The 20,012-nt window shown below is 71.5% G+C and carries 21 protein-coding genes and 1 other RNA gene; 11 read left to right on the forward strand and 11 right to left on the reverse strand.

From position 1 onward, the window contains the following. Positions 1 to 9: 9 nt before the first annotated feature. Positions 10 to 1,341: an ArgE/DapE family deacylase gene (locus tag P2F65_RS13105; protein ID WP_275808382.1), complete on the reverse strand. Its 1,332-nt coding sequence runs from the start codon at positions 1,339 to 1,341 to the stop codon at positions 10 to 12. A 46-nt stretch (positions 1,342 to 1,387) separates the two neighbouring features. On the opposite strand from P2F65_RS13105, the gene P2F65_RS13110 reads away from it, so the two are divergent. Both P2F65_RS13110 and P2F65_RS13115 read left to right on the forward strand, forming a co-directional pair. Further along, the gene (locus P2F65_RS13110) at positions 1,388 to 2,419 is read left to right on the forward strand and encodes a TIGR03557 family F420-dependent LLM class oxidoreductase (protein WP_275808385.1); all 1,032 of its coding nucleotides are present in this window, start codon (positions 1,388 to 1,390) and stop codon (positions 2,417 to 2,419) included. A 19-nt stretch (positions 2,420 to 2,438) separates the two neighbouring features. Further along, on the forward strand, positions 2,439 to 3,086 hold the full coding sequence (locus P2F65_RS13115) for a class I SAM-dependent methyltransferase (protein ID WP_275808388.1): 648 nt from the start codon (positions 2,439 to 2,441) through the stop codon (positions 3,084 to 3,086). 27 nt (positions 3,087 to 3,113) lie between these two features. On the opposite strand, the gene P2F65_RS13120 is transcribed toward P2F65_RS13115, so the two are convergent. Further along, entirely contained in the window at positions 3,114 to 3,302 is a 189-nt protein-coding gene (locus tag P2F65_RS13120; RefSeq protein WP_275808390.1) for a methionine aminopeptidase, read from the reverse strand. Positions 3,303 to 3,355: 53 nt separating this feature from the next. Here P2F65_RS13120 and map point away from each other — a divergent pair, with 53 nt between their 5' ends. Continuing rightward, positions 3,356 to 4,219: a type I methionyl aminopeptidase gene (gene map, locus P2F65_RS13125; protein WP_275808394.1), complete on the forward strand. Its 864-nt coding sequence runs from the start codon at positions 3,356 to 3,358 to the stop codon at positions 4,217 to 4,219. Positions 4,220 to 4,250: 31 nt separating this feature from the next. Here map and P2F65_RS13130 read toward each other — a convergent pair whose 3' ends face one another. Further along, positions 4,251 to 4,640: a DUF3224 domain-containing protein gene (locus P2F65_RS13130; RefSeq protein ID WP_275808396.1), complete on the reverse strand. Its 390-nt coding sequence runs from the start codon at positions 4,638 to 4,640 to the stop codon at positions 4,251 to 4,253. Between the two features lie 80 nt (positions 4,641 to 4,720). Here P2F65_RS13130 and P2F65_RS13135 point away from each other — a divergent pair, with 80 nt between their 5' ends. Beyond that, entirely contained in the window at positions 4,721 to 5,482 is a 762-nt protein-coding gene (locus P2F65_RS13135; protein WP_275808398.1) for a polyphosphate--glucose phosphotransferase, read from the forward strand. Positions 5,483 to 5,521: 39 nt separating this feature from the next. On the opposite strand, the gene P2F65_RS13140 is transcribed toward P2F65_RS13135, so the two are convergent. The 4 genes from P2F65_RS13140 to P2F65_RS13155 form a co-directional block, all read right to left on the reverse strand. Beyond that, entirely contained in the window at positions 5,522 to 7,096 is a 1,575-nt protein-coding gene (locus P2F65_RS13140) for a hypothetical protein (protein ID WP_275808401.1), read from the reverse strand. Then, complete coding sequence (locus P2F65_RS13145) at positions 7,072 to 7,863, reverse strand: ABC transporter ATP-binding protein (RefSeq protein WP_275808404.1); 792 nt, start codon at positions 7,861 to 7,863, stop codon at positions 7,072 to 7,074. The genes P2F65_RS13140 and P2F65_RS13145 overlap by 25 nt, the downstream gene beginning before the upstream one ends. A 59-nt stretch (positions 7,864 to 7,922) precedes the next feature. Then, a complete protein-coding gene (locus tag P2F65_RS13150; RefSeq protein ID WP_275808407.1) occupies positions 7,923 to 8,102 on the reverse strand; it encodes a hypothetical protein in 180 nt (59 codons plus the stop codon). A 74-nt stretch (positions 8,103 to 8,176) separates the two neighbouring features. After that, positions 8,177 to 8,833, reverse strand: a complete 657-nt coding sequence (locus P2F65_RS13155) for an MBL fold metallo-hydrolase (RefSeq protein WP_275808409.1) — start codon at positions 8,831 to 8,833, stop codon at positions 8,177 to 8,179. Positions 8,834 to 8,896: 63 nt separating this feature from the next. On the opposite strand from P2F65_RS13155, the gene P2F65_RS13160 reads away from it, so the two are divergent. Both P2F65_RS13160 and P2F65_RS13165 read left to right on the forward strand, forming a co-directional pair. Then, positions 8,897 to 10,138, forward strand: a complete 1,242-nt coding sequence (locus P2F65_RS13160; protein WP_275808412.1) for an amino acid permease — start codon at positions 8,897 to 8,899, stop codon at positions 10,136 to 10,138. A 59-nt stretch (positions 10,139 to 10,197) separates the two neighbouring features. Next, positions 10,198 to 10,695: a hemerythrin domain-containing protein gene (locus P2F65_RS13165; protein ID WP_275808415.1), complete on the forward strand. Its 498-nt coding sequence runs from the start codon at positions 10,198 to 10,200 to the stop codon at positions 10,693 to 10,695. Between the two features lie 66 nt (positions 10,696 to 10,761). On the opposite strand, the gene P2F65_RS13170 is transcribed toward P2F65_RS13165, so the two are convergent. Then, a complete protein-coding gene (locus P2F65_RS13170; RefSeq protein WP_275808418.1) occupies positions 10,762 to 11,874 on the reverse strand; it encodes a hypothetical protein in 1,113 nt (370 codons plus the stop codon). Positions 11,875 to 12,228: 354 nt separating this feature from the next. Here P2F65_RS13170 and P2F65_RS13175 point away from each other — a divergent pair, with 354 nt between their 5' ends. The 3 genes from P2F65_RS13175 (at position 12,229) to P2F65_RS13185 (ending at position 14,852) form a co-directional block, all read left to right on the forward strand. Then, positions 12,229 to 12,678 carry a hypothetical protein gene (locus P2F65_RS13175; RefSeq protein WP_275808421.1) on the forward strand — a complete coding sequence of 150 codons (450 nt, stop codon included), beginning with the start codon at positions 12,229 to 12,231 and terminating at the stop codon, positions 12,676 to 12,678. Next, positions 12,675 to 14,378 carry a DUF5671 domain-containing protein gene (locus P2F65_RS13180; protein WP_275808424.1) on the forward strand — a complete coding sequence of 568 codons (1,704 nt, stop codon included), beginning with the start codon at positions 12,675 to 12,677 and terminating at the stop codon, positions 14,376 to 14,378. The genes P2F65_RS13175 and P2F65_RS13180 overlap by 4 nt, the downstream gene beginning before the upstream one ends. Before the next feature lie 102 nt (positions 14,379 to 14,480). Then, positions 14,481 to 14,852 (forward strand): VOC family protein, encoded by a 372-nt coding sequence (locus tag P2F65_RS13185; RefSeq protein ID WP_275808427.1) that lies wholly within the window; start codon positions 14,481 to 14,483, stop codon positions 14,850 to 14,852. Between the two features lie 60 nt (positions 14,853 to 14,912). On the opposite strand, the gene P2F65_RS13190 is transcribed toward P2F65_RS13185, so the two are convergent. Together P2F65_RS13190 and P2F65_RS13195 are read right to left on the reverse strand one after the other, a co-directional pair. Then, positions 14,913 to 15,359: a DUF6544 family protein gene (locus P2F65_RS13190; protein WP_345803699.1), complete on the reverse strand. Its 447-nt coding sequence runs from the start codon at positions 15,357 to 15,359 to the stop codon at positions 14,913 to 14,915. Next, complete coding sequence (locus P2F65_RS13195) at positions 15,280 to 16,806, reverse strand: serine hydrolase domain-containing protein (protein ID WP_275808433.1); 1,527 nt, start codon at positions 16,804 to 16,806, stop codon at positions 15,280 to 15,282. Before P2F65_RS13195 ends, P2F65_RS13190 begins: the two co-directional genes overlap by 80 nt. Positions 16,807 to 17,160: 354 nt before the next feature. Here P2F65_RS13195 and P2F65_RS13200 point away from each other — a divergent pair, with 354 nt between their 5' ends. Further along, positions 17,161 to 18,594 carry a serine hydrolase domain-containing protein gene (locus P2F65_RS13200; protein WP_275808436.1) on the forward strand — a complete coding sequence of 478 codons (1,434 nt, stop codon included), beginning with the start codon at positions 17,161 to 17,163 and terminating at the stop codon, positions 18,592 to 18,594. Positions 18,595 to 18,628: 34 nt separating this feature from the next. Here P2F65_RS13200 and rnpB read toward each other — a convergent pair. Then, an RNA gene (gene rnpB / locus P2F65_RS13205) (RNase P RNA component class A) lies at positions 18,629 to 19,026 on the reverse strand. A 142-nt stretch (positions 19,027 to 19,168) separates the two neighbouring features. On the opposite strand from rnpB, the gene P2F65_RS13210 reads away from it, so the two are divergent. Then, positions 19,169 to 20,011, forward strand: a complete 843-nt coding sequence (locus P2F65_RS13210; protein ID WP_275808439.1) for a class II glutamine amidotransferase — start codon at positions 19,169 to 19,171, stop codon at positions 20,009 to 20,011. Position 20,012: the final 1 nt, after the last annotated feature.

A 20,012-nucleotide genomic window follows, 5' to 3' on the forward strand; every position in this document is an offset into this window, starting at 1 on the left:
CGAGGTGTGTCAGGTGGCCAGGCCGCAGCGCCGGAGCGCGAGCAGGGCGTAGACGCGCGCGCACCGGAGCAGGTCGGCGACCGCCACGTGCTCGTCCAGCGCGTGGGCATGGCGGACGTCGCCGGGCCCGTACTGCAGCGTGGGCACACCCGCGGCGATGTAGAGCCGCAGGTCCGACCCGTAGGGCGCGCCGACCACTCCAGGCGCTGAACCTCCCTGCGCCTCGACGCAGCTCGTGACATCACGCACCAGGGAGTCATCAGCGGTGAGTCCCGCCGACGCGAAGGCGCCTCCGGGCCAGGTCACCTCCACGGGGTGCTCGCACAGCCACGGGTCGGCCGCACAGGCCCGCCCCACAGCCTGTTCGAACGCGGTGCGAGCGTCCTCCAGCGACTCCCCGATCCGCACCCCGTAACGGCCCTCGGCGACCAGCCGATCGGGCACGGTGCTGGCCCAGTCACCGGCGTGCACCACACCGATGGAGAGGGGCCAAGGCAGGTCGAGATGGTCGAACAGGATTGGGGCGCTGGCGTTTCGGGCGGTCTCGAGCTCGCGCAGGGCCGCCTGCACCGGGGCCAGCAGGTCGATGGCGCTGACGCCCCTCGTGCGGGTCGATCCGTGGGTCGCCCGGCCCCGGACCTCGAGCCGGAAGGTGAGAGATCCGGCGTTGGCCGGGACGACCGCCCCGGACGTCGGCTCTGCGATGACACAGGCTTCGGCCCGGTGGCCACGGCGCAGGGTGGCGAAGGCGCCCAGCCCGCCGTCCTCCTCGCCGCTGACAGCGTGGACGGCGAGCGGGCGGCGCAGCCGGACGCCTGAGCTCACGACTGCCGACACCGCGGCCAGCACCGCGGCGAGCCCGCCCTTCATGTCGCAGGTCCCGCGCCCGGCCGCGAGGCCGTCGCCAATCCGGAGCCGGTAGGGGCCCCGGTCCGGCCACGCGGTGAGGTCGCCCGGGGGCACCACGTCCGTGTGCCCGGAGAGCACCAACGCCGGCACGACCCCCGAACTCCCTGAAGGCTGCGCCGCTGCGCCCAGGACGGCAACGCAGCCCCGGGCCTGCGCACGCTCGACCTCCATGCCGGGGAAACCCGGAGCCGCCTGCTCGGCCGCGACGTCGATGTCCCAGGAGTCGACTTCCAGCCCGATGCCGGCCAGCCGGTCGGCACACCAGTCCTGCGCCTCGATCTCGGCCGGGCTCCCGCCCGTGGACGGGATGGCCACCAGCGCGGCGAGGTCTGCGAGCAGGCCCTGCTCGTCGATGGCGTCGAGCACGCCGCGCTCGGTGGCGGTCAGGTCGGCACCGCCGAGGTCCGGGCCTGCGGTGTGGTCGAGGCGCATGGCCCCGAGACTCTCATCCCCGCTGCCCGAGGGATAGCGTGACCGCATGACGGACCGGACCCACGCGATGACCCCCGACGGCTCCCTCACGGTCGGCTACGCCGCCATGCTGGAGCAGTTCGCGCCGCGCGAGGCAGTCGACCTCACGGCCTTCGCCGAGCAGCACGGGTTCTCGGGGTGCATGGCCGCCGACCACTTCCAGCCGTGGGTGCCGCAGCAGGGCCAGGCGTCGTTCGTCTGGAACGTCCTGGCAGCCGTGGGCGAACGCACGCAGGGCGACCTCGGCCCGGGGGTGACCTGCCCCTCGTTCCGGTTCCACCCGGCGATCGTCGCCCAGGCGGCCGCGACCCTGGAGGCGATGAACCCCGGTCGCACCTGGCTTGGCCTGGGCACCGGCGAGGCGCTGAACGAGCACGTCATCCCCGGCTACTGGCCCGAGGCCGGCGAACGCTCCCGCCGGATGTGGGAGGCCGTCGAGCTCATCAACCAGCTCTTCACCACCTCCCTGAAGGGCAAGGACACCAAGTTCGCCGGCGAGTTCTTCAAGATGGAGACCACCCGGCTGTGGACCATGCCCGAGACCGCTCCCCCGGTGCTGGTCGCGACGGCCGGGCCGATCAACGCGAAGAAGACGGGCAAGTTCGCCGACGGCATGATCACCGTCGGCGCCCCGCTGGAGAAGATCGAGGGCCTCTTCGCGAAGTTCGACGAGGGCGCCCGCGAGGCCGGGAAGGACCCGTCGACGATGCCCAAGGTGCTGCAGCTGCACCTGTCGTGGGCGGAGACCGACGAGGAGGCGCTCCACAACGCCGTCACCGAGTGGCCCAACGGCGGGATGAAGTTCCCCAAGGCCGACATCCGCTCGCCGTTCGAGTTCGAGCAGATGGCCAAGCTGGTGCGGCCCGAGGACTTCGAGGGCCGCATGGTCATCTCGTCCGACCCGGACGCCCACCGGGCCGAGATCCAGCGCTTCGTCGACCTCGGCTTCGACCGGGTCTACCTGCACAACGTGGGCCGCAACCAGCGCGAGTGGATCGAGGTGTTCGGTCGCGAGGTGCTGCCGAAGCTCACCCGGTGAACGGACCTAGGCTGTCCCCATGAGCGAGCACGAGATCCCGGTTCCCGAGAGCGAGCCGCGCACCCGCTGGTCGGAGGTCTCCGGCGGCATCGGTGCCGCCACGGCATACCAGCGCCACTTCGACGAGATGGCGGCCAAGGGCCTCGACGTGCACGGCGAGGCCACCTTCGTGCAGTCGCTGCTGCCCGCCCCGGCCCGCGTGCTCGACGCCGGCTGCGGCACCGGACGCGTGGCAACCCAGCTGACCTCGCTCGGCTACCACTGCGTGGGCGTCGACGCCGACCGCGACATGGTCGCGGTCGCCGAGCGCCGGGACCCGGCCACGACCTGGGTCCAGCAGGATCTCAGCCGGCTGCAGCTGCGCTCGCAGGCCTTCGAGCTGGTGCTGCTCGCCGGCAACGTCGTGCCGCTGCTGGCCCCGGGGACACTGCTCGCCGCCATGGAGCGCATGGCCGCCCATGTGGAGCCGGGAGGGCTCGTGGTCGCCGGCTTCGGCCTCGATGCCGCACACCTTCCGGCGGGCATTCCCGTCACCCCGCTGGAGGACTACGACCGGGCCTGCACGGTCGCCGACCTGTCGTTCATCCGCCGCTACAGCACGTGGGACAAGGAGCCCTGGCGCCCGGACTCCGGCTACGTCGTCAGCATCCACCGCCGCAACGACTGAGGCTGCGGACATCTGGGGTAGAGCCCGTCAGTCGTCGACGTCGTCGTCCTCCCACGCACGGTCCTCCTCGTCCCAGCGCTCGGTCTTCGCGCGGGCGATCTCGAGGGCGCGCGAGGCCTCCTCCTCGGTGGCGTAGGGACCCATGAGGTCCTCCCCGGGGCTGCGGTTCTCCTCGGTCTCGACCTTGCCGGTGTTGATGTTGAACCAGTAAGCCATCGAGAGAGCCTCCGTGTCCGCGTGGGGGTTCAGCCTTGCCTAGACTCCACCGTATGCCGCTGACGTACGCAAGTGTTGCGCCCGGGACCGTGTCCCCGCGCCGCGCCGTTCCCGCCTCGATCGCGCGACCGGAGTACGTCGACCGGCCGGCGCCGGCGAGGAGCCACGGACCGGAGGTCAAGGACGCCGAGACGATCGAGAAGATGCGCGTCGCCGGCCGGATCGCCGCCCAGGCGATGGAGGCCGCCGCAGCGGTGATCGCGCCTGGCGTCACGACCGACGAGGTCGACCGGGTGGGCCACGAGTTCCTGCTCGACCACGGCGCCTACCCCTCGACGCTCGGCTACCGCGGCTTCCCCAAGTCGCTGTGCACGTCGGTGAACGAGGTCATCTGCCACGGCATCCCCGACAGCCGCCGGCTCGAGGACGGCGACATCGTCAACATCGACATCACCGCCTACATCGGTGGGGTGCACGGCGACACCGACGCGACGTACCTGTGCGGGGACGTCGACGAGGAGTCGCGCCTGCTGGTCGAGCGCACCCGCGAGGCGATGATGCGCGGCATCAAGGCCGCCCAGCCGGGTCGTGAGGTCAACATCATCGGACGCGTCATCGAGTCCTACGCACGACGCTTCGGCTACGGGGTGGTGCGCGACTTCACCGGCCACGGGATCGGCACCGAGTTCCACTCCGGCCTGATCATCCCCCACTACGACGCGGCGCCGGCCTACAACACGGTCATCGAGCCGGGGATGACGTTCACCATCGAGCCCATGCTCAACCTCGGCACCCACGAGTGGGAGATGTGGGACGACGACTGGACCGTGGTGACCAAGGACCGCAAGCGGTCGGCGCAGTTCGAGCACACCATCCTCATCACCGAGAGCGGCAACGAGATCCTCACCCTCCCCTGAGGCCTCTCCTGCCCGTGAGTGCCACGGGCACTCACAGCCGGTAGCGCAGCGCGTAGCGGTGGGTGCCGTCGTCGGCGACGGTCAGCTCGAAGTCGCCCAGGATGCCGGCCAGCTCCCCGGTGCCGCTGCCGGGCACCACGCTGATAGCCAGCCGCTGCCGGCCCTCGTGCATCGTGCCGCTGTGCTGCAGGGCGAACGTGCCGTGCCGGCCGGACAGGGCTCCGTCGACCACCTCGATGACGACGTAGCCCGCCGAGCCGCTGGACGGGTCACCGGCCGACAGCATCGCCCCGCGTGAGGTGCCCGTGAGGTCGCCGGCGAAGGTCTTGTCGAACTCGAGCCGGCCGAGCCCGGGCGGCTCTGCCTCGGCCTGCGGGGGACGGAAATCGATCACGAAGGTGCCCTCTGCCACGTGGTCCATGCCCCGACCCTAGGGTCTGCCACTGACAGGCAATCGTGCCCGGCACGACCTAGGGTGTGGGGCACCGAGAGGAGCAGCACATGTCAGGACCCGGCATCGCCCTCGGCATCGACGTCGGCGGCAGCGGCATCAAGGGCGCCCCTGTCGACCTCGACCGGGGCGACTTCGCTGCAGACCGGCTGCGCATCGAGACACCGGACGGGGCGTCCCCCCAGGCCGTCTGCGAGGTCATCGCCGAGATCGTCGACCACTTCGACGGCACCCAGGGGCACTCCCCCATCGGCGTGACGATCCCCGGCGTCGTCACTCGCGGCGTGGTGCGCTCGGCAGCGAACATCGACAAGGCCTGGATCGACTTCGACGTGGTGGCGCACCTGCACGGGCTGCTCGACCACCCGGTGATCGCGGTCAACGACGCCGACGCTGCGGGCATCGGCGAGATGTACCACGGCGCGGCCCGAGGGCGAGAGGGCCTGGTCATCCTCACCACCCTCGGAACGGGCATCGGAACGGCGCTGATCCACGACGGCGTGCTGGTGCCGAACTCCGAGCTGGGCCACCTCCAGATCGACGGCCACGACGCCGAGAGGCGGGCCTCCTCCGGCGTGCGCGAGGCCGAGGAGCTCACGTGGGAGGAGTGGGCCGCCCGGCTGCAGCGCTACTACACCCACCTCGAGGCGCTGCTGTGGCCCGACCTCTTCGTCGTCGGCGGAGGCGTCTCCAAGAAGGCCGACAGGTACCTCCCCCTGCTGGACCTGCGCACTCCGATCATCCCGGCCCAGCTCGAGAACCGGGCCGGCATCATCGGTGCCGCCCACCTGGCGGCGACCTCCGCACGCTGACTTCGCAGGGGGGCACCGGCTCAGCGACAGCGACGCACGTCAGCGGACGCTGACGAGGTCCTGCAGCAGCTCCGGCGAACGCCGCTCGAACAGCCCGGCCCCCACCCGCACCCCGGCCACCGCGGCTGCGGCGCCCACGCCCACGCCGACGGGCAGGGCGGTCCAGGCGGCCCACCCGTGCCCGAACCAGGCGAGGACCCCGAGGGCCAGCGCCGGCATGGCCACCACCAGCACCGCGAGGCCCACCACGGCCTGCACCACGAGGGTGATGCCGGCGCCGCCGGGCGGGGTCGCGAAGGGGCTCTCCCCGGGACGCGGCACGGGGTACTGCTTCACCGCGCTGGCCAGGCTGGCGACACCGAACCCGGCCAGCAACAGGGCGGTCCCCACGCCCAGGGTGGCCGGGAGCAGGTCCCAGCGCCCTCCGAGGGCGGCGCCCAGCACGGCATACGCGGGCACGCACACCCCGCCGAGCACCGCTGAGGGGAAGAGCCGGCCGACCCGGTCGCTCGTGCCGTCGACCCCGCTGGCCACGTGGAGCCAGAAGGCCGTGGAGTCGTAGCCGACGTCGTTGTGCTGCCCCCAGCCGAGCATGTAGGCCGACGCGAGCGGCATCGCGACCAGCGCGACCTCGGAGCCGCCGAAGTACCAGGCGAACACCAGGCCGACGGGGAAGAGCGTCGTGATGAGCGCGGGGAAGGCCAGCCGGGGGTCGCGGCGCCAGTAGACCGCCGACCGGGCGGCGACGGCGCCGAGGGGCGTGCCCGGCAGGCGCGCGAACAGCCCGAGGCCGCCCTGGGTGGCTTCGGAGCCGCCCTGGGCGGCGCCGCGGGGGTCGTGGACCGCGCGCGAGAGCTGGCGCTGCCACACGAGCAGCAGCACGCCGACGAGGACCGCGGCGAGCGCGAGCCGCCCGAGCCCGGCGAGGTGCTGGCCCTGCGCGACATCGGCGGGAGCGGCCCAGGCCCACCCGAGAGGGATCCAGCCGACGGCACTCGTGAGGCCGGCGAGGTCGGCGAGCGTGGGCTCGAAGCTGCCCCCGACGCTGGTGACCGGTCCCAGCCCGATCAGCAGGAGGAAGCCGAGCACCGCCGCCACGTCGCGACCACGACGGCTCGAGAGCACCGCGGCGGCCGCTGCGGTGACGACGCGGCTCAGGAGCACGCAGGTGGCCAGCGCGAGCAGGCCGCCGACCACGGCGGCCAGCAGGGCGGGCACGCTGCGCGACCAGGTCACGAACGAGGCGACGACCAGCACGGCGGTGGCCAGTCCCGGCAGCCCGATGAGGCCGGCCGCCGCGAGCCCGAGCGCCAGCTGGCGCTCGGGCACGGCGAAGGTCGCGAACCGGTGCGGGTCGAGGGTGGGGTCGGTGCCGAAGGCCACCACGGGCACGACACCCCAGGCGAGCACCAGGAGGGCGCCGCCGAGGGTGAGCGCGACCCGGCTGGCCTCGACGTCGGGCAGGAGGCGGAGGGACACCAGGCCGACCGCCGCGAGCACCAGCAGGCCGCCGCCGTAGACCACGCCCACGGCCAGGCCGATGAGGGCGGCCGGACTGCGCCGCAGGGTGTTGCGCAGCAGCTGGAGCTTCAGTCCGACGAGGTGTGCAACCACGCCAGCCCCTTCACGTCCGTCGAGCCGCCCACGAGGTCGAGGAACCGGTCCTCCAGGCTGAGCCCGCCGCGCACGTGCTCGATCGGACCGGCGGCACGGACGTGGCCGCCCGCGATGATCGCGACGTCGCTGCACATGCGCTCGACGAGGTCCATGACGTGGCTCGACAGCACCACCGTCCCGCCGCCCTCGACGTAGCGGGTGAGGATGCCCCGGATCGTCTTCGCCGAGACGGGGTCGACCGCCTCGAAGGGCTCGTCGAGCACCAGCAACCGGGGGCCGTGCACGAGCGCACAGGCGAGGGTGACCTTCTTGGTCATGCCGGCCGAGTAGTCGACGACGAGCTTGTCGGCCGCCTCCTCGAGCCCGAGCGCGGCGACCAGCTCGCCGGACCGCTCCACGACGTCGGCGCGGTCCATCCCCCGCAGCAGGCCGGCATACGTCACCAGCTGCAGGCCGGTGAGGCGGTCGAACAGGCGCAGCCCGTCGGGCAGCACGCCGATGCGGGCCTTGGCCGCGACCGGGTCGGCCCAGACGTCGGCGCCCAGCGCGTGCACCGTGCCGCGGTCGGGACGCAACAGGCCGGTCGCCATCGACAGGGTCGTCGTCTTCCCGGCGCCGTTGGGGCCCACCAGACCGTAGAAGGAGCCGCGCGGCACGTCGAGGTCGATGCCTGCGACGGCGACGGTCTGGCCGAACTGCTTCGTGAGCCCGCGGATCTGCAGGGCCGGTCTGTTCTGCTCCGTGATGTCTGGTCCCCCGCTCATGCGCGTGACGCTAGCAGCGGCCCCCGCCCCGACCCTTCCCCGCCTCGCCGGGCTGGGTTTCAGCGCTGGCGCGCGACGAGCATGACCTTCTTCGGGACGTTCTTGTCGACCTTGTAGTCGCGCTTGTCCTTGCCCTTCTCGGCGTACCCGAGCTTCTCGAGGCGCATCAGGACCACCGGGCACTTGGCACAGCGCGGCTTGTCCTTGCAGCACTTCTTCTTGGCAGTCACCTTGGGCACGCGTTCGAGGGTAGGTGAGGCTCTCCTAACCTGCAAAACGCGTCTCGCCCGGGGGAGCTTGGGTGCAGACGCGGTCAGCGGCGGAACTCCGCTGGCTCGCCGTCGGCCAGGTCGCGGATCTGGGTGTCGTGGCCGCCGAGGTTGGCCGCCTGGGTGAGGTAGAGCGTGCGCCCCCGCTCGTTGAGCAGGCCGTCGTGGATGGGCACCGCGTGCGGCGCGTTGAACCGGCGCAGGAAGCCGGTCATCTCACGGCTGCGCATCCACGGCGCGTTGAGCGGGAAGGCGAGCACGTCCACCGGGCCGGGCTCCGCGTCGAGGGCGTCGCCGGGGTGGAACAGCGTCGGCTCACCGGGGGCGCTCACGCGGACGCCGGTGTTGGAGATGCGGGGGATGTCGTCGTGGATCAGGGCGTGGTTCTGGCCGGCCCCCGCGACCCTCGCCTCGCCGATGCCCACCTCGTCACCCTCCTCGAACGCCTCCGGGTCGAGCCCCGACTCGCGCAGGAGACGCGCGGTCCCCGGGTCGGCGAACAGCGCGGCCGCGGGGTTGGCGCGCAGCAGCTCGGGCAGCCGTTCCTGGTCGACGTGGTCCGGGTGCTGGTGGGTGATGAGCACCGCAGAGAGGTCCCGCTGGTCGAAGGCCCGGGGCGACCAGATGCCCGGGTCGATGAGCAGCCGGGCGTCGGCGACCTCCACGAGGAGGCAGGCGTGTCCGAGGTGGGTGAGACGCATGGCCCCACCGTATGCCGGGTGCCACGCACCGTCGACGTCAACGCAGCCCCTACGGTGGCGGCCATGCAGCACACGCTGGACCGCCGTCTCGGCATGGCCGACGCCGTCGTCATCGGGCTGGGCTCGATGGTGGGAGCCGGCGTGTTCGTGGTCTTCGCCCCGGCCGCGTCCGCCGCCGGCCCCCTCGTGTGGCTGGCGCTGGCCGTCGCCCTGGTCGTCGCCTACTGCAACGCCACCTCGTCGGCCCGGCTGGCAGCCCTCCACCCCGAGTCCGGCGGCACCTATGTCTACGGCCGCGAGCGGCTCGGGAGGTTCTGGGGGTTCCTCGCGGGCTGGGCCTTCGTCGCGGGGAAGCTGGCGAGCTGTGCGGCGATGGCGCTGACGGTGGGTGCCTACCTGTGGCCCGACGCGATGCGCCCGGTCGCGCTCGCAGTGGTCGCCGCGATCACCGCACTCAACTACGTCGGTGTGCACAAGAGCGCCGTCGCCACGCGCGTCATCGTCGCCCTCGTGCTCCTGGCGCTGGCAGTGGTCGTGGTGGCTGCCTGGGGCTCCCCCGTCGAGCACGCCGTCGGCACCGTCGCCCCCGACACCTCTGTGGTCGGCGTGCTGCAGGCGGCGGGCTTCCTCTTCTTCGCCTTTGCCGGCTACGCCCGCATCGCCACCCTGGGCGAGGAGGTGCGCGACCCGGCGCGCACCATCCCGCGCGCCATCCCCCTCGCCCTCGCCATCACCGCCGTCGTGTATGCCGCGGTGGGCCTCGCGACCGCGCGTGCCCTGGGCGTGGACGGACTCGCCGCCAGCAGCGCTCCCCTTGCCGATGCGGTCGCGGCAGCCGGCGCTGACGCGCTGCTCCCGGTCGTGCGGGCCGGGGCCGTGCTGGCCGCCACCGGCTCGTTGCTGGGGCTGGTGCTGGGAGTCTCCCGGACGACGTTCGCGATGGCGCGCGACGGCTACCTGCCGCGCTCCCTCGACCGGGTGCACCCGGCATACCGCGTGCCCCACAGGGCCGAGGTCGCCGTAGGCGTCGTCGTGGGGCTCGCCGTGCTGGCAGGCGACCTGCGCCAGGTGATCGGTTTCTCGTCGGTGTGTGTGCTGGCCTACTACGCGATCGCCAATGCCAGCGCGTGGACCTTGGACTCCTCGCTGCGCGCTCGCCTGGTGCCGGCGCTCGGGGTCGTCGGCTGTGTCGCGGTGGGTCTCGCACTGCCCGTCACCTCCGTGCTGGCCGGGGTCGGGGTGCTCGCGGCCGGAGCGGCCCTGTGGCTGCTGCGATTTCGCGCGGGTCCGCAACGGCGGGGCTAGCATCGGCTCACCGGCCCAGTGCCACCGTCCCTCGGGACGCGACCAGACGGGGAGAACGCATGTCGACCGACGCCATCGTCCTGCTGAAGAACGACCACAAGGAGATTCGCAAGCAGTTCAAGCAGTTCCAGAGCCCCAAGGCGACGACGGCCCAGAAGGGCAAGACCGTCAAGAAGATCATCGAGCTCCTGACCGCGCACACCTACATCGAGAACGAGGTCATGTACCCGCAGGTGCGCCGGCTGCTCCCCGACCTCGAGGACGACGTCCTCGAGTCCTACGAGGAGCACCACGTCGCCGACGTGCTCGTCATGGAGCTGTCGATGATGCGGCCCACCGATGAGCGCTTCGAGGCCAAGACGACGGTGCTCATCGAGAACGTCGAGCACCACATGGAGGAAGAGGAGCAGGAGTGGTTCCCCAAGGTGCGGGCGGGTCTGGGGCGCAAGGCCCTTCAGGAGATCGGCGCTGAGCTGGCAGCCGCCAAGAAGCGCGCGCCGAAGAAGCCGACCCAGCCGAGCGCGCTGAAGAAGACGATCGACGCCGTCATCGCCTGAGGACCTCGTCCTCCGCGGGCCCCGGGCGTGCGCGCCCGGGGCCCGCGTCGTCAGGGCAGCAGCGGCTCAGTAGCGCAGCAGCGCCGCAGGCTCCCCGCCGAGGTCGGCCTCCGCGAGGGAGAGCACCGTGCCGTCGTGGCGCAGGGTCTCGGCGATGGCACGGTCGAGCTCGTGGGTGCCATTTGCCCCTGCCTCGACGATGAGGGTGTCCACCCTGCCGTCGCGGGCCGCGGCGAGCACCTCGACGACCCCGCTCGCGGTGCGGCCCGTGCCCGCCTGCTCGCGGTAGCGGTCGAGGTGGCGCTGCTCCTTCTCGGCGAAGTGGTCGGACACCAGCGGCCACGCCGCATCGTGGAGCTGGGCCGCCGACCGCGCCTCGGGGTTGCCCTCGACCGCGCGCTCCCAGACGTGCGGGTAGCGGCTGACCTGCGTGTAGATGGGCCGGTAGTAGCCGACGCACGCGAGCACCAGGGGCGCGGCGCCGTTGCCGAGCGCGGCGGTGAGCGGTGTGTCCACCGCGCGGAAGTAGCGCTCGAGCGCCGCCTTGTCGTAGTCGGCCTCGTTGCCCTGCCCGTGGAAGGAGGCACTCGTGCGGCCGGTGGAGTGCGCCTGGCCGTAGCGCTGCATCTCCTCCTGCGGGATCGCCTCCTCCAGCGAGCGCGGCATCCCGGACAGGTCCATCTCCCCCACGGTCTGGCGCGTCGCCTGGAGAACCCTGACCGACTTCTGCGACAGGGCGAGGACGTAGAACATGCCGTCGGCCGAGACCATCGGCAGCAGCGGCCGGATCCGGTAGGCCTCCCCCACCGCCGACTCCTCGGTGAAGGCGATGGGCACCCGGAAGTGCGCGAAGTGCCCCGGAGCGCTGAACACCGCGAGGCCGTCGCTCTGGCGCTGCCAGAAGGGCTCGTTGCCCATGAGCTCACGCGCGGGAGCGAGCAGGTCATCGGCCTGCTTCTGGTCCACTCCCTGGTCGGACAGGTGCGCAGCCGCCTGCGCCACGAGCTCGCGCAGGCGCGCCGGACCGCTGAGCGTCTCTGGGCCGAAGCGCGCGGTCGGCAGGAACAGCGACACGCACGGTCCCGGCGTACGGACGAGCTGCCGGACGTCCTCGGTGGACAACAGGTCGACGTGGCCCAGTGGCTCGGCACTCGTCCCCTGCGGCATGCTCACGCTCATCTCGCCCACCTCCGCTCGGCTCGCCCGCACCCTGCGGACTGTCCCTCATTGCAACAGCGGGTCAGGGGTGCCTGCAGGGCCCTAGGTCCTGCACGGGCGATGGAATGACCGGCGCCCGGTCAGCAGCACGGGCACCCCGTCAGCAGGACGGGACGCCCCTTCAGGAGACGCCGAGCCCGACCCGGCGGAACGCCTCCCGTGCCCGAGCCACCGGCTCGCCGAGGCGTCGTTTGACCTCTTGGGGTGGGCTCGCCAGGACCGTCGCGCGACACGACCCGCTCGCCTGCGCTCTGCCCGGCAGGCAGGGACCTATGCCTCTGCCCCTCCGGCAGGGCGCGGGAGCAGGGTGGTCGCGTGGGAGGTAGGCCCAACCGGATCCTCGCGGTCGTGGTCGGGGCGATGGTCGTTCTGGCCGCGGTCGTCGTGCTGTTCTCGGCCAACCGCTCGACCGCGGAGCTCGAACCGGGCAGCCCCGAGGCAGCCGTCCAGACCTACCTCACGGCCGTCACCGAGGGCGACAACGCCAAGGCTGCCGAGGTGCTCGACCCCGCGGGCGCCTGCGACGTCGACGACCTCGACCGGACCGGTCGCCCCGGGTCGGCCCGGGCCTACCTGGTCGACAGCCAGGTCGAGGGCGACACGGCCCGGGTCAGGGTCGAGGTCACGTTTCCCTCAGGCGGTGGCCCGTTCGGCTCCACCGACTTCTCCGAGACCCACATCTTCCGCCTGACGAAGTCGGGCGAGGGCTGGCTGCTGACGGGCACGCCATGGCCGCTCTACGAGTGCGAGGGAGACGTGAAGTGATCGTTGGTCTGCTTCTCCTGGTGGTGCTGGTCGCCGCGGTGGTCCTCGGCGCCCGCAAAGCGATGGGCAGGGAACGCGGTCCCGTGACCGAGGCTCATGCCATCCGTCGGTTCTTCCAGTACCTGCTGCTCTTCGGCCTGCTCGTCGTGGTGGCAGTGGGCTTCTCCGGCCTGCTGGGCCGCGCCCTCGACCGTGACCCGATCGTGGCGGCCGATGACGTCGAGCTGGCCCGCAGCCTGGCGTTCACCGTGGTGGGCGTCCCGCTCTACGCCGCGGTCGCGCTGTGGTCCCGTCGTCGGCTCCTGGAGGATCCGCTGGAGAGGCTGTCCCTCGGCTGGGTCTTCTACGTCACGGCGGCAGCCATCACGTCGCTCATCGTGGCCATGACCGGGCTGCACGCCACGCTGTCGTGGGCGGTCGGTGTCGGTCCCGACGACCCCCGTGCCCTGGCGAGGTTCCTCGTCTGGGGGCTGGCGTGGGGCCTCCACTGGTGGGTGCACCTCCGGCTGGTGCCGGCCGGCCGCTCCCAGGTCCACCACCTGGCGGGCTCGCTCGTCGGCCTCGTCACCGCGGTCACCGGTTTGGCAAGCCTTCTCGGCTCGGCGCTGTGGAGCCTGTTCTTCTCCGGCAGCGACGTCGTGCTGAGCGGCGGTGACGAGGCGCTGACTGCCGGCGTCACCCTGGCTGTCGCCGCCCCCGTGTGGTTCCTCTACTGGGTCCGCACGGCGTCGAGGGCGGAGCGAGACCCCCTGTGGCTGGGCTACGTCCTCCTCCCCGGGGTCGGGGGTGGCCTGGTGATGGCAGTCGTCTCCGCCAGCACCGTGGTGTACGACCTGCTCGTGTGGCTCCTTGGGGACCCCGAGTTCAGCGATGCGGCTCGGCACTTCAACGACGCCCCGTGGGCGGCGGGGGCAGCGGCCACCGGCGCCCTGGTCTGGTGGTACCACCAGGCCGTGCTCGAGGAGGCCCACCTGAAGGCCCGGACCGAGGTCCGCCGCGTCTACGAGTACCTCATGTCCGCCATCGGGCTGCTCGCAGCCGCTGCCGGCCTGACGACCCTGGTGGTGGCCGGTATCGAGGCGCTCACCCGGACCGAGGCGGTCTTCCTCGGCCAGAGCGCGGTCAACACCCTGCTGGCCTCGGCGACACTCCTCGTGGTGGGCGCCCCGGTGTGGTGGTTCTACTGGCACCGCATCCAGCAGGCAGCGGTCTCGGCCCCCGCCGAGGAGCACGCCTCCCCCACGCGACGGGTCTACCTGCTCCTGCTCTTCGGCGTGGGCGGGATCGCGGCGGTGGTCGCCCTGCTCGTCGGCGTGTACCTGCTGTTCGAGGACCTGGTGCAGGGGACCTTCGGCGCCGAGACCATCCGCAGCATGCGCGTCCCGATCGGTGTCCTGCTGAGCACCGGCGCCATTGCGGCATACCACTGGTCCGTCTACCAGGGCGGTCGCGGTGTCGCCCTGCCCGCCCCCCACGGCCCGCGCTTCGTGCTGCTTGTCGGTCCGCCTGACCCCCAGATCGCGAAGGCCGTGGCGCACGAGACCGGCGGGCTCGTGCTGGCGTGGGCCACTGAGGACGGCGGCGCCCCGTGGACCGTCGACTCCGTGATGGCCGCGCTGGGCTCGGCCACCCCGGAGCACGAGGTGCTGGTCCTGTCGGACACCTCGGGCCTGCACGCCATTCCCGTTCACCGCACCTGACCGTGCGACGTCGGCGGCAGGAGCGGGCACACCTGTCGGTGCTTCTCCGTACGCTCGTGGGACGAGCAGTCCCGGAGTCGGGACCACTGAGAGGAGCTCAGCATGGACTTCAAGATCGAGCTGGTCCCGCTGGCGGTGTCGGACGTCGACCGATCGGTCGAGTTCTACGGCAACGGCCTGGGCTGGAGCGTCGACCACGACCGGACCGTCAGTCCGGAACTGCGGTTCGTTCAGGTCACCCCGCCGGGATCGGCCTGCTCCATCTGCTTCGGGACGGGGCTCGAGATGATGCCCGAGGGCTCGTCGCAGTTCATCCAGGTGGTCGTCGCGGACGCCGACGAGGCCCGCGCCCACCTTCGAGATCGCGGGGTGGAGTGCAGCGACGTCGACGAGCAGCCCTGGGGCCGGTTCGTGCGGTTCGTCGACCCGGACGGCAACCGCTGGGCGCTGCAGCAGATCGTCGTGCCGTCCTGAAGCAGCCGTCCACGCCTGCCTCAGGGCTGCCGCGTTCACGGCCCGCCCGGTCAGGGCGGATCAGCTGACCGCCGTCACCCGGGGTCGGCGCTGGCCGCACCGCCCGTGCCAGAAGATCGGGTGGTGGTCGAGCCCCGTGATCATCGCGTCGATGTACTCCCCGTCGCCGTGGGACAGTTTCCACACTGCCCTGCCTGGCGTCGGCATCTGAAGGCCCGCAAGCGCGCCGTACGCGACCACGGGTACCGACCAGGTCTCGAGCCTGCCGCCCGCGTACCGCTGTCCGACGACCTCGGTCAGCCCTCCATCGGTATCGACGAACATCATGGCGGTCACCCGCGCGCCGTGGTCCGAGCGGGTCACTCGGGCCGGTGAGTCCACGGCCTCGAATGAGACGCTGCCCTCCAAGAACGCCGATGGGACCACATCAGCTCCTTGAGAGCCGGCGACGCGAGCGCCGGAGCGTTGTCGCCACCAGCGAGAGACCCGCGGCTCCCCCCGCGGCACGCAGCCAGCGCCTGGGATCGGTGGCGCGGCGTCGCCTCAGCGCCGACAGCGGCATGACATCGAGGTGAACTGCCGTCGCACCACCTCCGGGTGCGCGGCTGAAGACGACCCGGACACCGAAGCCCTCCTCGGACACCTGGAGGCGGAACACGTACGGGTCCTCCGCGTCGTCGGGATGGAGAGGAAGGCCTCGGTACAGGCCCGGGATCGCGGAGATGCTCCGAAGCATGAGCCGACCCCGGCGCACGAAGACCTCCACACCGGCGCCGAGAGCTCCTCGGGCTCGTACGTCGGTGAGCGGTCCGGATAGCGAGTACCAGCCGCAGACCTCGTTCCAGACCTCGGGATGCTGCGGGACATCGGTGCGCATCTCCTCAGCCTGAACGCGCAGCAGGAAGCCCAGGAGTCTTCCCATCTCGACCGGCATCCACATCGTCGCGCCGGGAGATCCGTTGGTGAGTGCCATGACGCCAACACCGTCGTGGGGTGCCAGGAAGATCTCGGCGTTGAAGCCGGGCACGATCCCTTGGTGCTCGATGACCTGAGTGCCCGCCACAGTCCCCCGGAAGAAGGCCAGGCCGAGGCCGGGAATGCGAGGATCGGGCTGGTACTGCGGCGCGAACATCGAGCTGAGCGTTGCTGGCTGGAGCACGCGGCCGTGCACGTTGGCGCCCCCACCCAGGAGCGCCTCGACGTACCGGGCGATGTCCGCGGAAGTGGAGTACGCCGCAGCGGCTGCCGCAGTGACGACCTCGTAGTCGGGGACGGCGCGAGGCCCCCTGGACCCCATGACGTAACCCGTCGCCAGACGGGGCGTGATCCGTCCAGAGCGGATGAGGGTGGTGTCTACCATGCCGAGGGGCGCGAAGACGTGCTCGCGCAGGTAGCGGTCGAGGGGCTCGCCGGTCACGTCCTCCACGATCTGGCCCAGGGTGGCGAAGCCGTGGTCGGTATACCTGAACCTCGTGCCGGGTTCCGCCTCCACCCGGACTCCGTGCCGGTAGTACTTGGCTAGGGAGGGCACAGAATGGCCCGACTTCACGGTCTCGCCGAACAAGGGTCGCAGCACGCCCGAGGGGTGCAGCACCTCCCGGATCCCGGCGGTGTGCGTCATCAGGTGTCGCATCGTGACAGGACTGAAAGCGGGCTTGGTGGGCACCAGCCGGTATGAGCGCAGATAGTCCTCGGCGGGCGCGTCGAGGTCGACCTTGCCCCGCTCCCACAGCTGCATCACCGCAACGGCGGTGAAGGTCTTGGTCAGGGAGCCGACACGGAAGACGGTCTCCGGGGTGACCGGCGTCCGCGATGAGACCTCCGCGACGCCGTGTCCGTGGAAGAACGGCAGCTCCCCGCTGCGGACCACTCCCACCGCCAGCCCCACGGCAGGTGACCGGTTCAGGATCAGGGCGACCTGCTCGGCAATCTCCCCGGCGCCCAGCTCAGCCATGTCACTCCCCCGACCGTTCACGACGCGGGCGGAGTGTCGCTCGCGCCCCGTCCGAGCCGTGGTCATGCTCGTCAACATCCCGTCCCACCCTGTCGCGCCGGCCGGCGGCGAGGAGGCCGATGTCCTGCGGCCACCTCTGGTCGACCCGAAGCATGATCCGGTCGTCTGCAGTCAGCCTGTTCACACTGATCACCTTCTCGACCATTGTGTGCCGGGTGTTCCGCGCGCGGCCAGTGCCCTCGCCCCAGCGTCGGACAAGTGGGCTCTTGTCAAAGGGCCTCGACCGGCGGAGCGTGGAGGAGATGTCGCACCAGGCTGGCTTGGTGGGAGTGTCGATCGCGCGGAGGGGTCGTGATGCCCGGGTTGAGCGAGCAGGGACTGGAGCAGAGGGTCGCGGAGATCTTGAACCGCTGGCCCGCCGTCGGCCTCGCGGTCGGCGTCATCAGACGTGGCTCACCGATGCTCTTCTACTCCCACGGAATGGCGAACGTCGCGGATCAGATCCCCGTCACCGAACACACCGTCTTCCGGATCGGGTCCATCACCAAGACCGTCACCGCGGTCGCGCTCATGCAGCTGTGGGAGAAGGGACTCGTCGACCTGGACCGGCCGGCCAACGACTACCTGCGGGCGTTCGAGCTGGTGCCGTCGAGGCCGGCCTGGCGCCCTGCGACCCTGCGGCACCTGCTGACGCACACCGCCGGGGTGCCGGAGTGGGTGCGGCCGACGCAAATGGTCCGCAGCCGCTGGTTCGGGGAGACCTTCGCGCTGGAGGAGCGGCTCCCGACCCTGGGGGAGTTCTACCGGGGCCGGCTCCGGCTCGACGCCGAGCCCGGCACGGTCTGGGCCTACACCGACCACGGGATCGCGACCGTGGGGCAGATCGTCGAGGACGTCACCGAGGTACCCCTGCACCGTTACCTGGCCGAGCACGTCTTCGCGCCGCTCGGCATGACCGACAGCGACCTGCTGCGGTCCGAGCAGCTCCAGAGCCGCCTGGCCACCGGCTACACGCTCACCCGCTCCGGGCCGAAGGCGCTCACCGACCGCCAGGGCGTGACCGCAGCGGCCGGGGCCATCTACTCGACGCCGCGAGACATGGCGCGCTACGTGGCGGCGCTGGTCGGGGATGGCGTCGGCGGGCACGGCACGATCCTGAAACCCGAGACCCTGACCACGATGTTCGCCCCTCACTACCAGCCGGATCCGCGCATCCCCGGCATGGGGCTGGCGTTCTGGCGCGGTGAGCTCGGCGGACGCGCCGTCGTGGAACACCAGGGCGTGGTGCCAGGGTTCAACTCCCAGATCTACCTCGCCCCTGCGGACGGTGTCGGGGTGATGGCCTTCACCAATGGCTCCAGGAACGCCGGGTCCTGGCTCGTCGCCGAGATGGCCCGACTGCTCGGCGACCTCCTCGGAGCCGACGAGGACCGCATCCGCACCGACGTCCCGCTGCGCCCCGACCTCTGGGCCGACCTGTGCGGCTGGTACCGGCCCCGAGCGCAGCGCACCGACCTGATGGCTCGGCTGGTCATGGGCGCCGGCGTGCAGGTGTCGGTGCGGCGCGGCCGGCTCGTCCTCCGGGCCCTCAGCCCGATGCCGACGCTGTACCGAGGCCTGACGCTCCACCCCGCCGACCGGGACGACCCGGATGCCTTCCAACTCGACCTTGGCCGCTTCGGTCTGGGAACCGGAAGGGTCGTGTTCGGCCGCGACGGGTCCGGCCGGGCCACGGCGGTGCACTTCGACGGGCTTCTGCTCTCCGCAGACAAGCACTCGTCCGGCTAGGGCCCCCGGGGCGCTTGGCATGAGGACGGATGGGTGGATGAGTCGGCCGATACGCCGGGTTCTGTTCCGCGCCGCCGTTACCAGCGGCGCGGCGACGGTCATCCATCTACGACAGCCGTTGCCGACTGCCTCCAGCGCTCTACCCGTGTGCTCGGGCGGGCCGCCCTCGAACGCACACTGTCTGAGCTTGCTCCCAGTGGGGTTTACCGAGCCGACCCCGTCACCGGGGCCGCTGGTGGTCTCTTACACCACCGTTTCACCCTTACCGCGGCGCCTTCCGGCCCGAAGACCAGCGGTTCGCCGTGGCGGTCTGCTTTCTGTGGCACTGTCCCGCGGGTCACCCCGGGTGGCCGTTAGCCACCACTGCGCCCTGTGGAGCCCGGACGTTCCTCGGCGGTGATTGCTCACCGACGCGACCGCCTGGCCGACTCATCCACCACCAAGGATAGGGCAGGTATGCCGCGGGGCCCGCCACGCGGCATACCTCGCCGCCGGGTGCGGCGACGTGCGCTCACCCCCGGGGGATGATCCGCGGGACCCGACCTCCTGCTGACATGGGTGCAAGGAGGTCGTCATGTGTCGATGGCTCGCATACTCGGGTTCCCCCGTCAACCTGGAGGACCTGCTCTTCAAGCCCAAGAACTCGCTGGTCGTCCAGAGCAAGCACTCGCAGCTGGGCGCCGAGACGACCAACGGCGATGGGTTCGGCGTCGGATGGTACGGCCGCTTCGAGACGCCCGGGGTCTTCCGCAGCATCGAGCCGGCGTGGAACGACCGCAACCTGCGCGAGCTGGCCGCCCACGCGCAGGCCGGCCGGGTGTTCGCCCACATCCGGGCGTCCACGGGTTCGCCGGTGCAGCAGTCGAACTGCCACCCGTTCCGCCACGACCGCTGGCTCTTCATGCACAACGGCTCCGTCGCCGACTTCCGCAGGGTCAAGCGCGACCTCGTACTGGCCGTCGACCCGGAGCTCTACCCCGACATCGACGGGTCGACGGACTCAGAGGTGCTGTTCTTCCTGGCGATGACGTTCGGGCTGAAGGACGACCCGCCGGCCGCGATGGCCCGGGCCGTCGGGTTCGTGGAGGACGTCGGGAAGCGCCACGGGGTCCCCTGGCCCATCCAGATGACCGTGGCAACGACGGATGGCGAGACGACCTGGGCGTTCCGGTACTCGAGCGAAGGTCGTTCGCGATCCCTGTTCCACAGCGCCGACATCCTGACCCTGCGGGAGCAGTACCCGGACCACCCGATGCTCAAGGAGCTCTCCGACGATGCCCGCCTCGTGGTGTCGGAGCCGCTGGGCGACCTGAGGGGCGTGTGGCACGAGGTTCCCGAGGCGACGTTCCTGACCGTTCGTGGAGCCGACATGCGGCTGGACTCCTTCGCGCCCACCACCCCTCAGGCCGCGGCCTGAT

Origin of the sequence: Knoellia sp. p5-6-4, from assembly GCF_029222705.1 — a bacterium.
In the GTDB taxonomy this organism is placed as follows: Bacteria; Actinomycetota; Actinomycetes; order Actinomycetales; family Dermatophilaceae; genus Pedococcus_A.

Excerpts from the sequence above, each read along its gene's own strand:
- P2F65_RS13105 (WP_275808382.1), bottom strand. The coding sequence starts at position 1,341 with ATGCGCCTCGACCACACCGCAGGCCCGGACCTCGGCGGTGCCGACCTG.
- P2F65_RS13110 (WP_275808385.1), top strand. The coding sequence starts at position 1,388 with ATGACGGACCGGACCCACGCGATGACCCCCGACGGCTCCCTCACGGTC.
- P2F65_RS13115 (WP_275808388.1), top strand. The coding sequence starts at position 2,439 with ATGAGCGAGCACGAGATCCCGGTTCCCGAGAGCGAGCCGCGCACCCGC.
- P2F65_RS13120 (WP_275808390.1), bottom strand. The coding sequence starts at position 3,302 with ATGGCTTACTGGTTCAACATCAACACCGGCAAGGTCGAGACCGAGGAG.
- map (WP_275808394.1), top strand. The coding sequence starts at position 3,356 with ATGCCGCTGACGTACGCAAGTGTTGCGCCCGGGACCGTGTCCCCGCGC.
- P2F65_RS13130 (WP_275808396.1), bottom strand. The coding sequence starts at position 4,640 with ATGGACCACGTGGCAGAGGGCACCTTCGTGATCGATTTCCGTCCCCCG.
- P2F65_RS13135 (WP_275808398.1), top strand. The coding sequence starts at position 4,721 with ATGTCAGGACCCGGCATCGCCCTCGGCATCGACGTCGGCGGCAGCGGC.
- P2F65_RS13145 (WP_275808404.1), bottom strand. The coding sequence starts at position 7,863 with ATGAGCGGGGGACCAGACATCACGGAGCAGAACAGACCGGCCCTGCAG.
- P2F65_RS13155 (WP_275808409.1), bottom strand. The coding sequence starts at position 8,833 with ATGCGTCTCACCCACCTCGGACACGCCTGCCTCCTCGTGGAGGTCGCC.
- P2F65_RS13160 (WP_275808412.1), top strand. The coding sequence starts at position 8,897 with ATGCAGCACACGCTGGACCGCCGTCTCGGCATGGCCGACGCCGTCGTC.
- P2F65_RS13165 (WP_275808415.1), top strand. The coding sequence starts at position 10,198 with ATGTCGACCGACGCCATCGTCCTGCTGAAGAACGACCACAAGGAGATT.
- P2F65_RS13170 (WP_275808418.1), bottom strand. The coding sequence starts at position 11,874 with ATGAGCGTGAGCATGCCGCAGGGGACGAGTGCCGAGCCACTGGGCCAC.
- P2F65_RS13185 (WP_275808427.1), top strand. The coding sequence starts at position 14,481 with ATGGACTTCAAGATCGAGCTGGTCCCGCTGGCGGTGTCGGACGTCGAC.
- P2F65_RS13195 (WP_275808433.1), bottom strand. The coding sequence starts at position 16,806 with ATGGCTGAGCTGGGCGCCGGGGAGATTGCCGAGCAGGTCGCCCTGATC.
- P2F65_RS13200 (WP_275808436.1), top strand. The coding sequence starts at position 17,161 with ATGCCCGGGTTGAGCGAGCAGGGACTGGAGCAGAGGGTCGCGGAGATC.
- P2F65_RS13210 (WP_275808439.1), top strand. The coding sequence starts at position 19,169 with ATGTGTCGATGGCTCGCATACTCGGGTTCCCCCGTCAACCTGGAGGAC.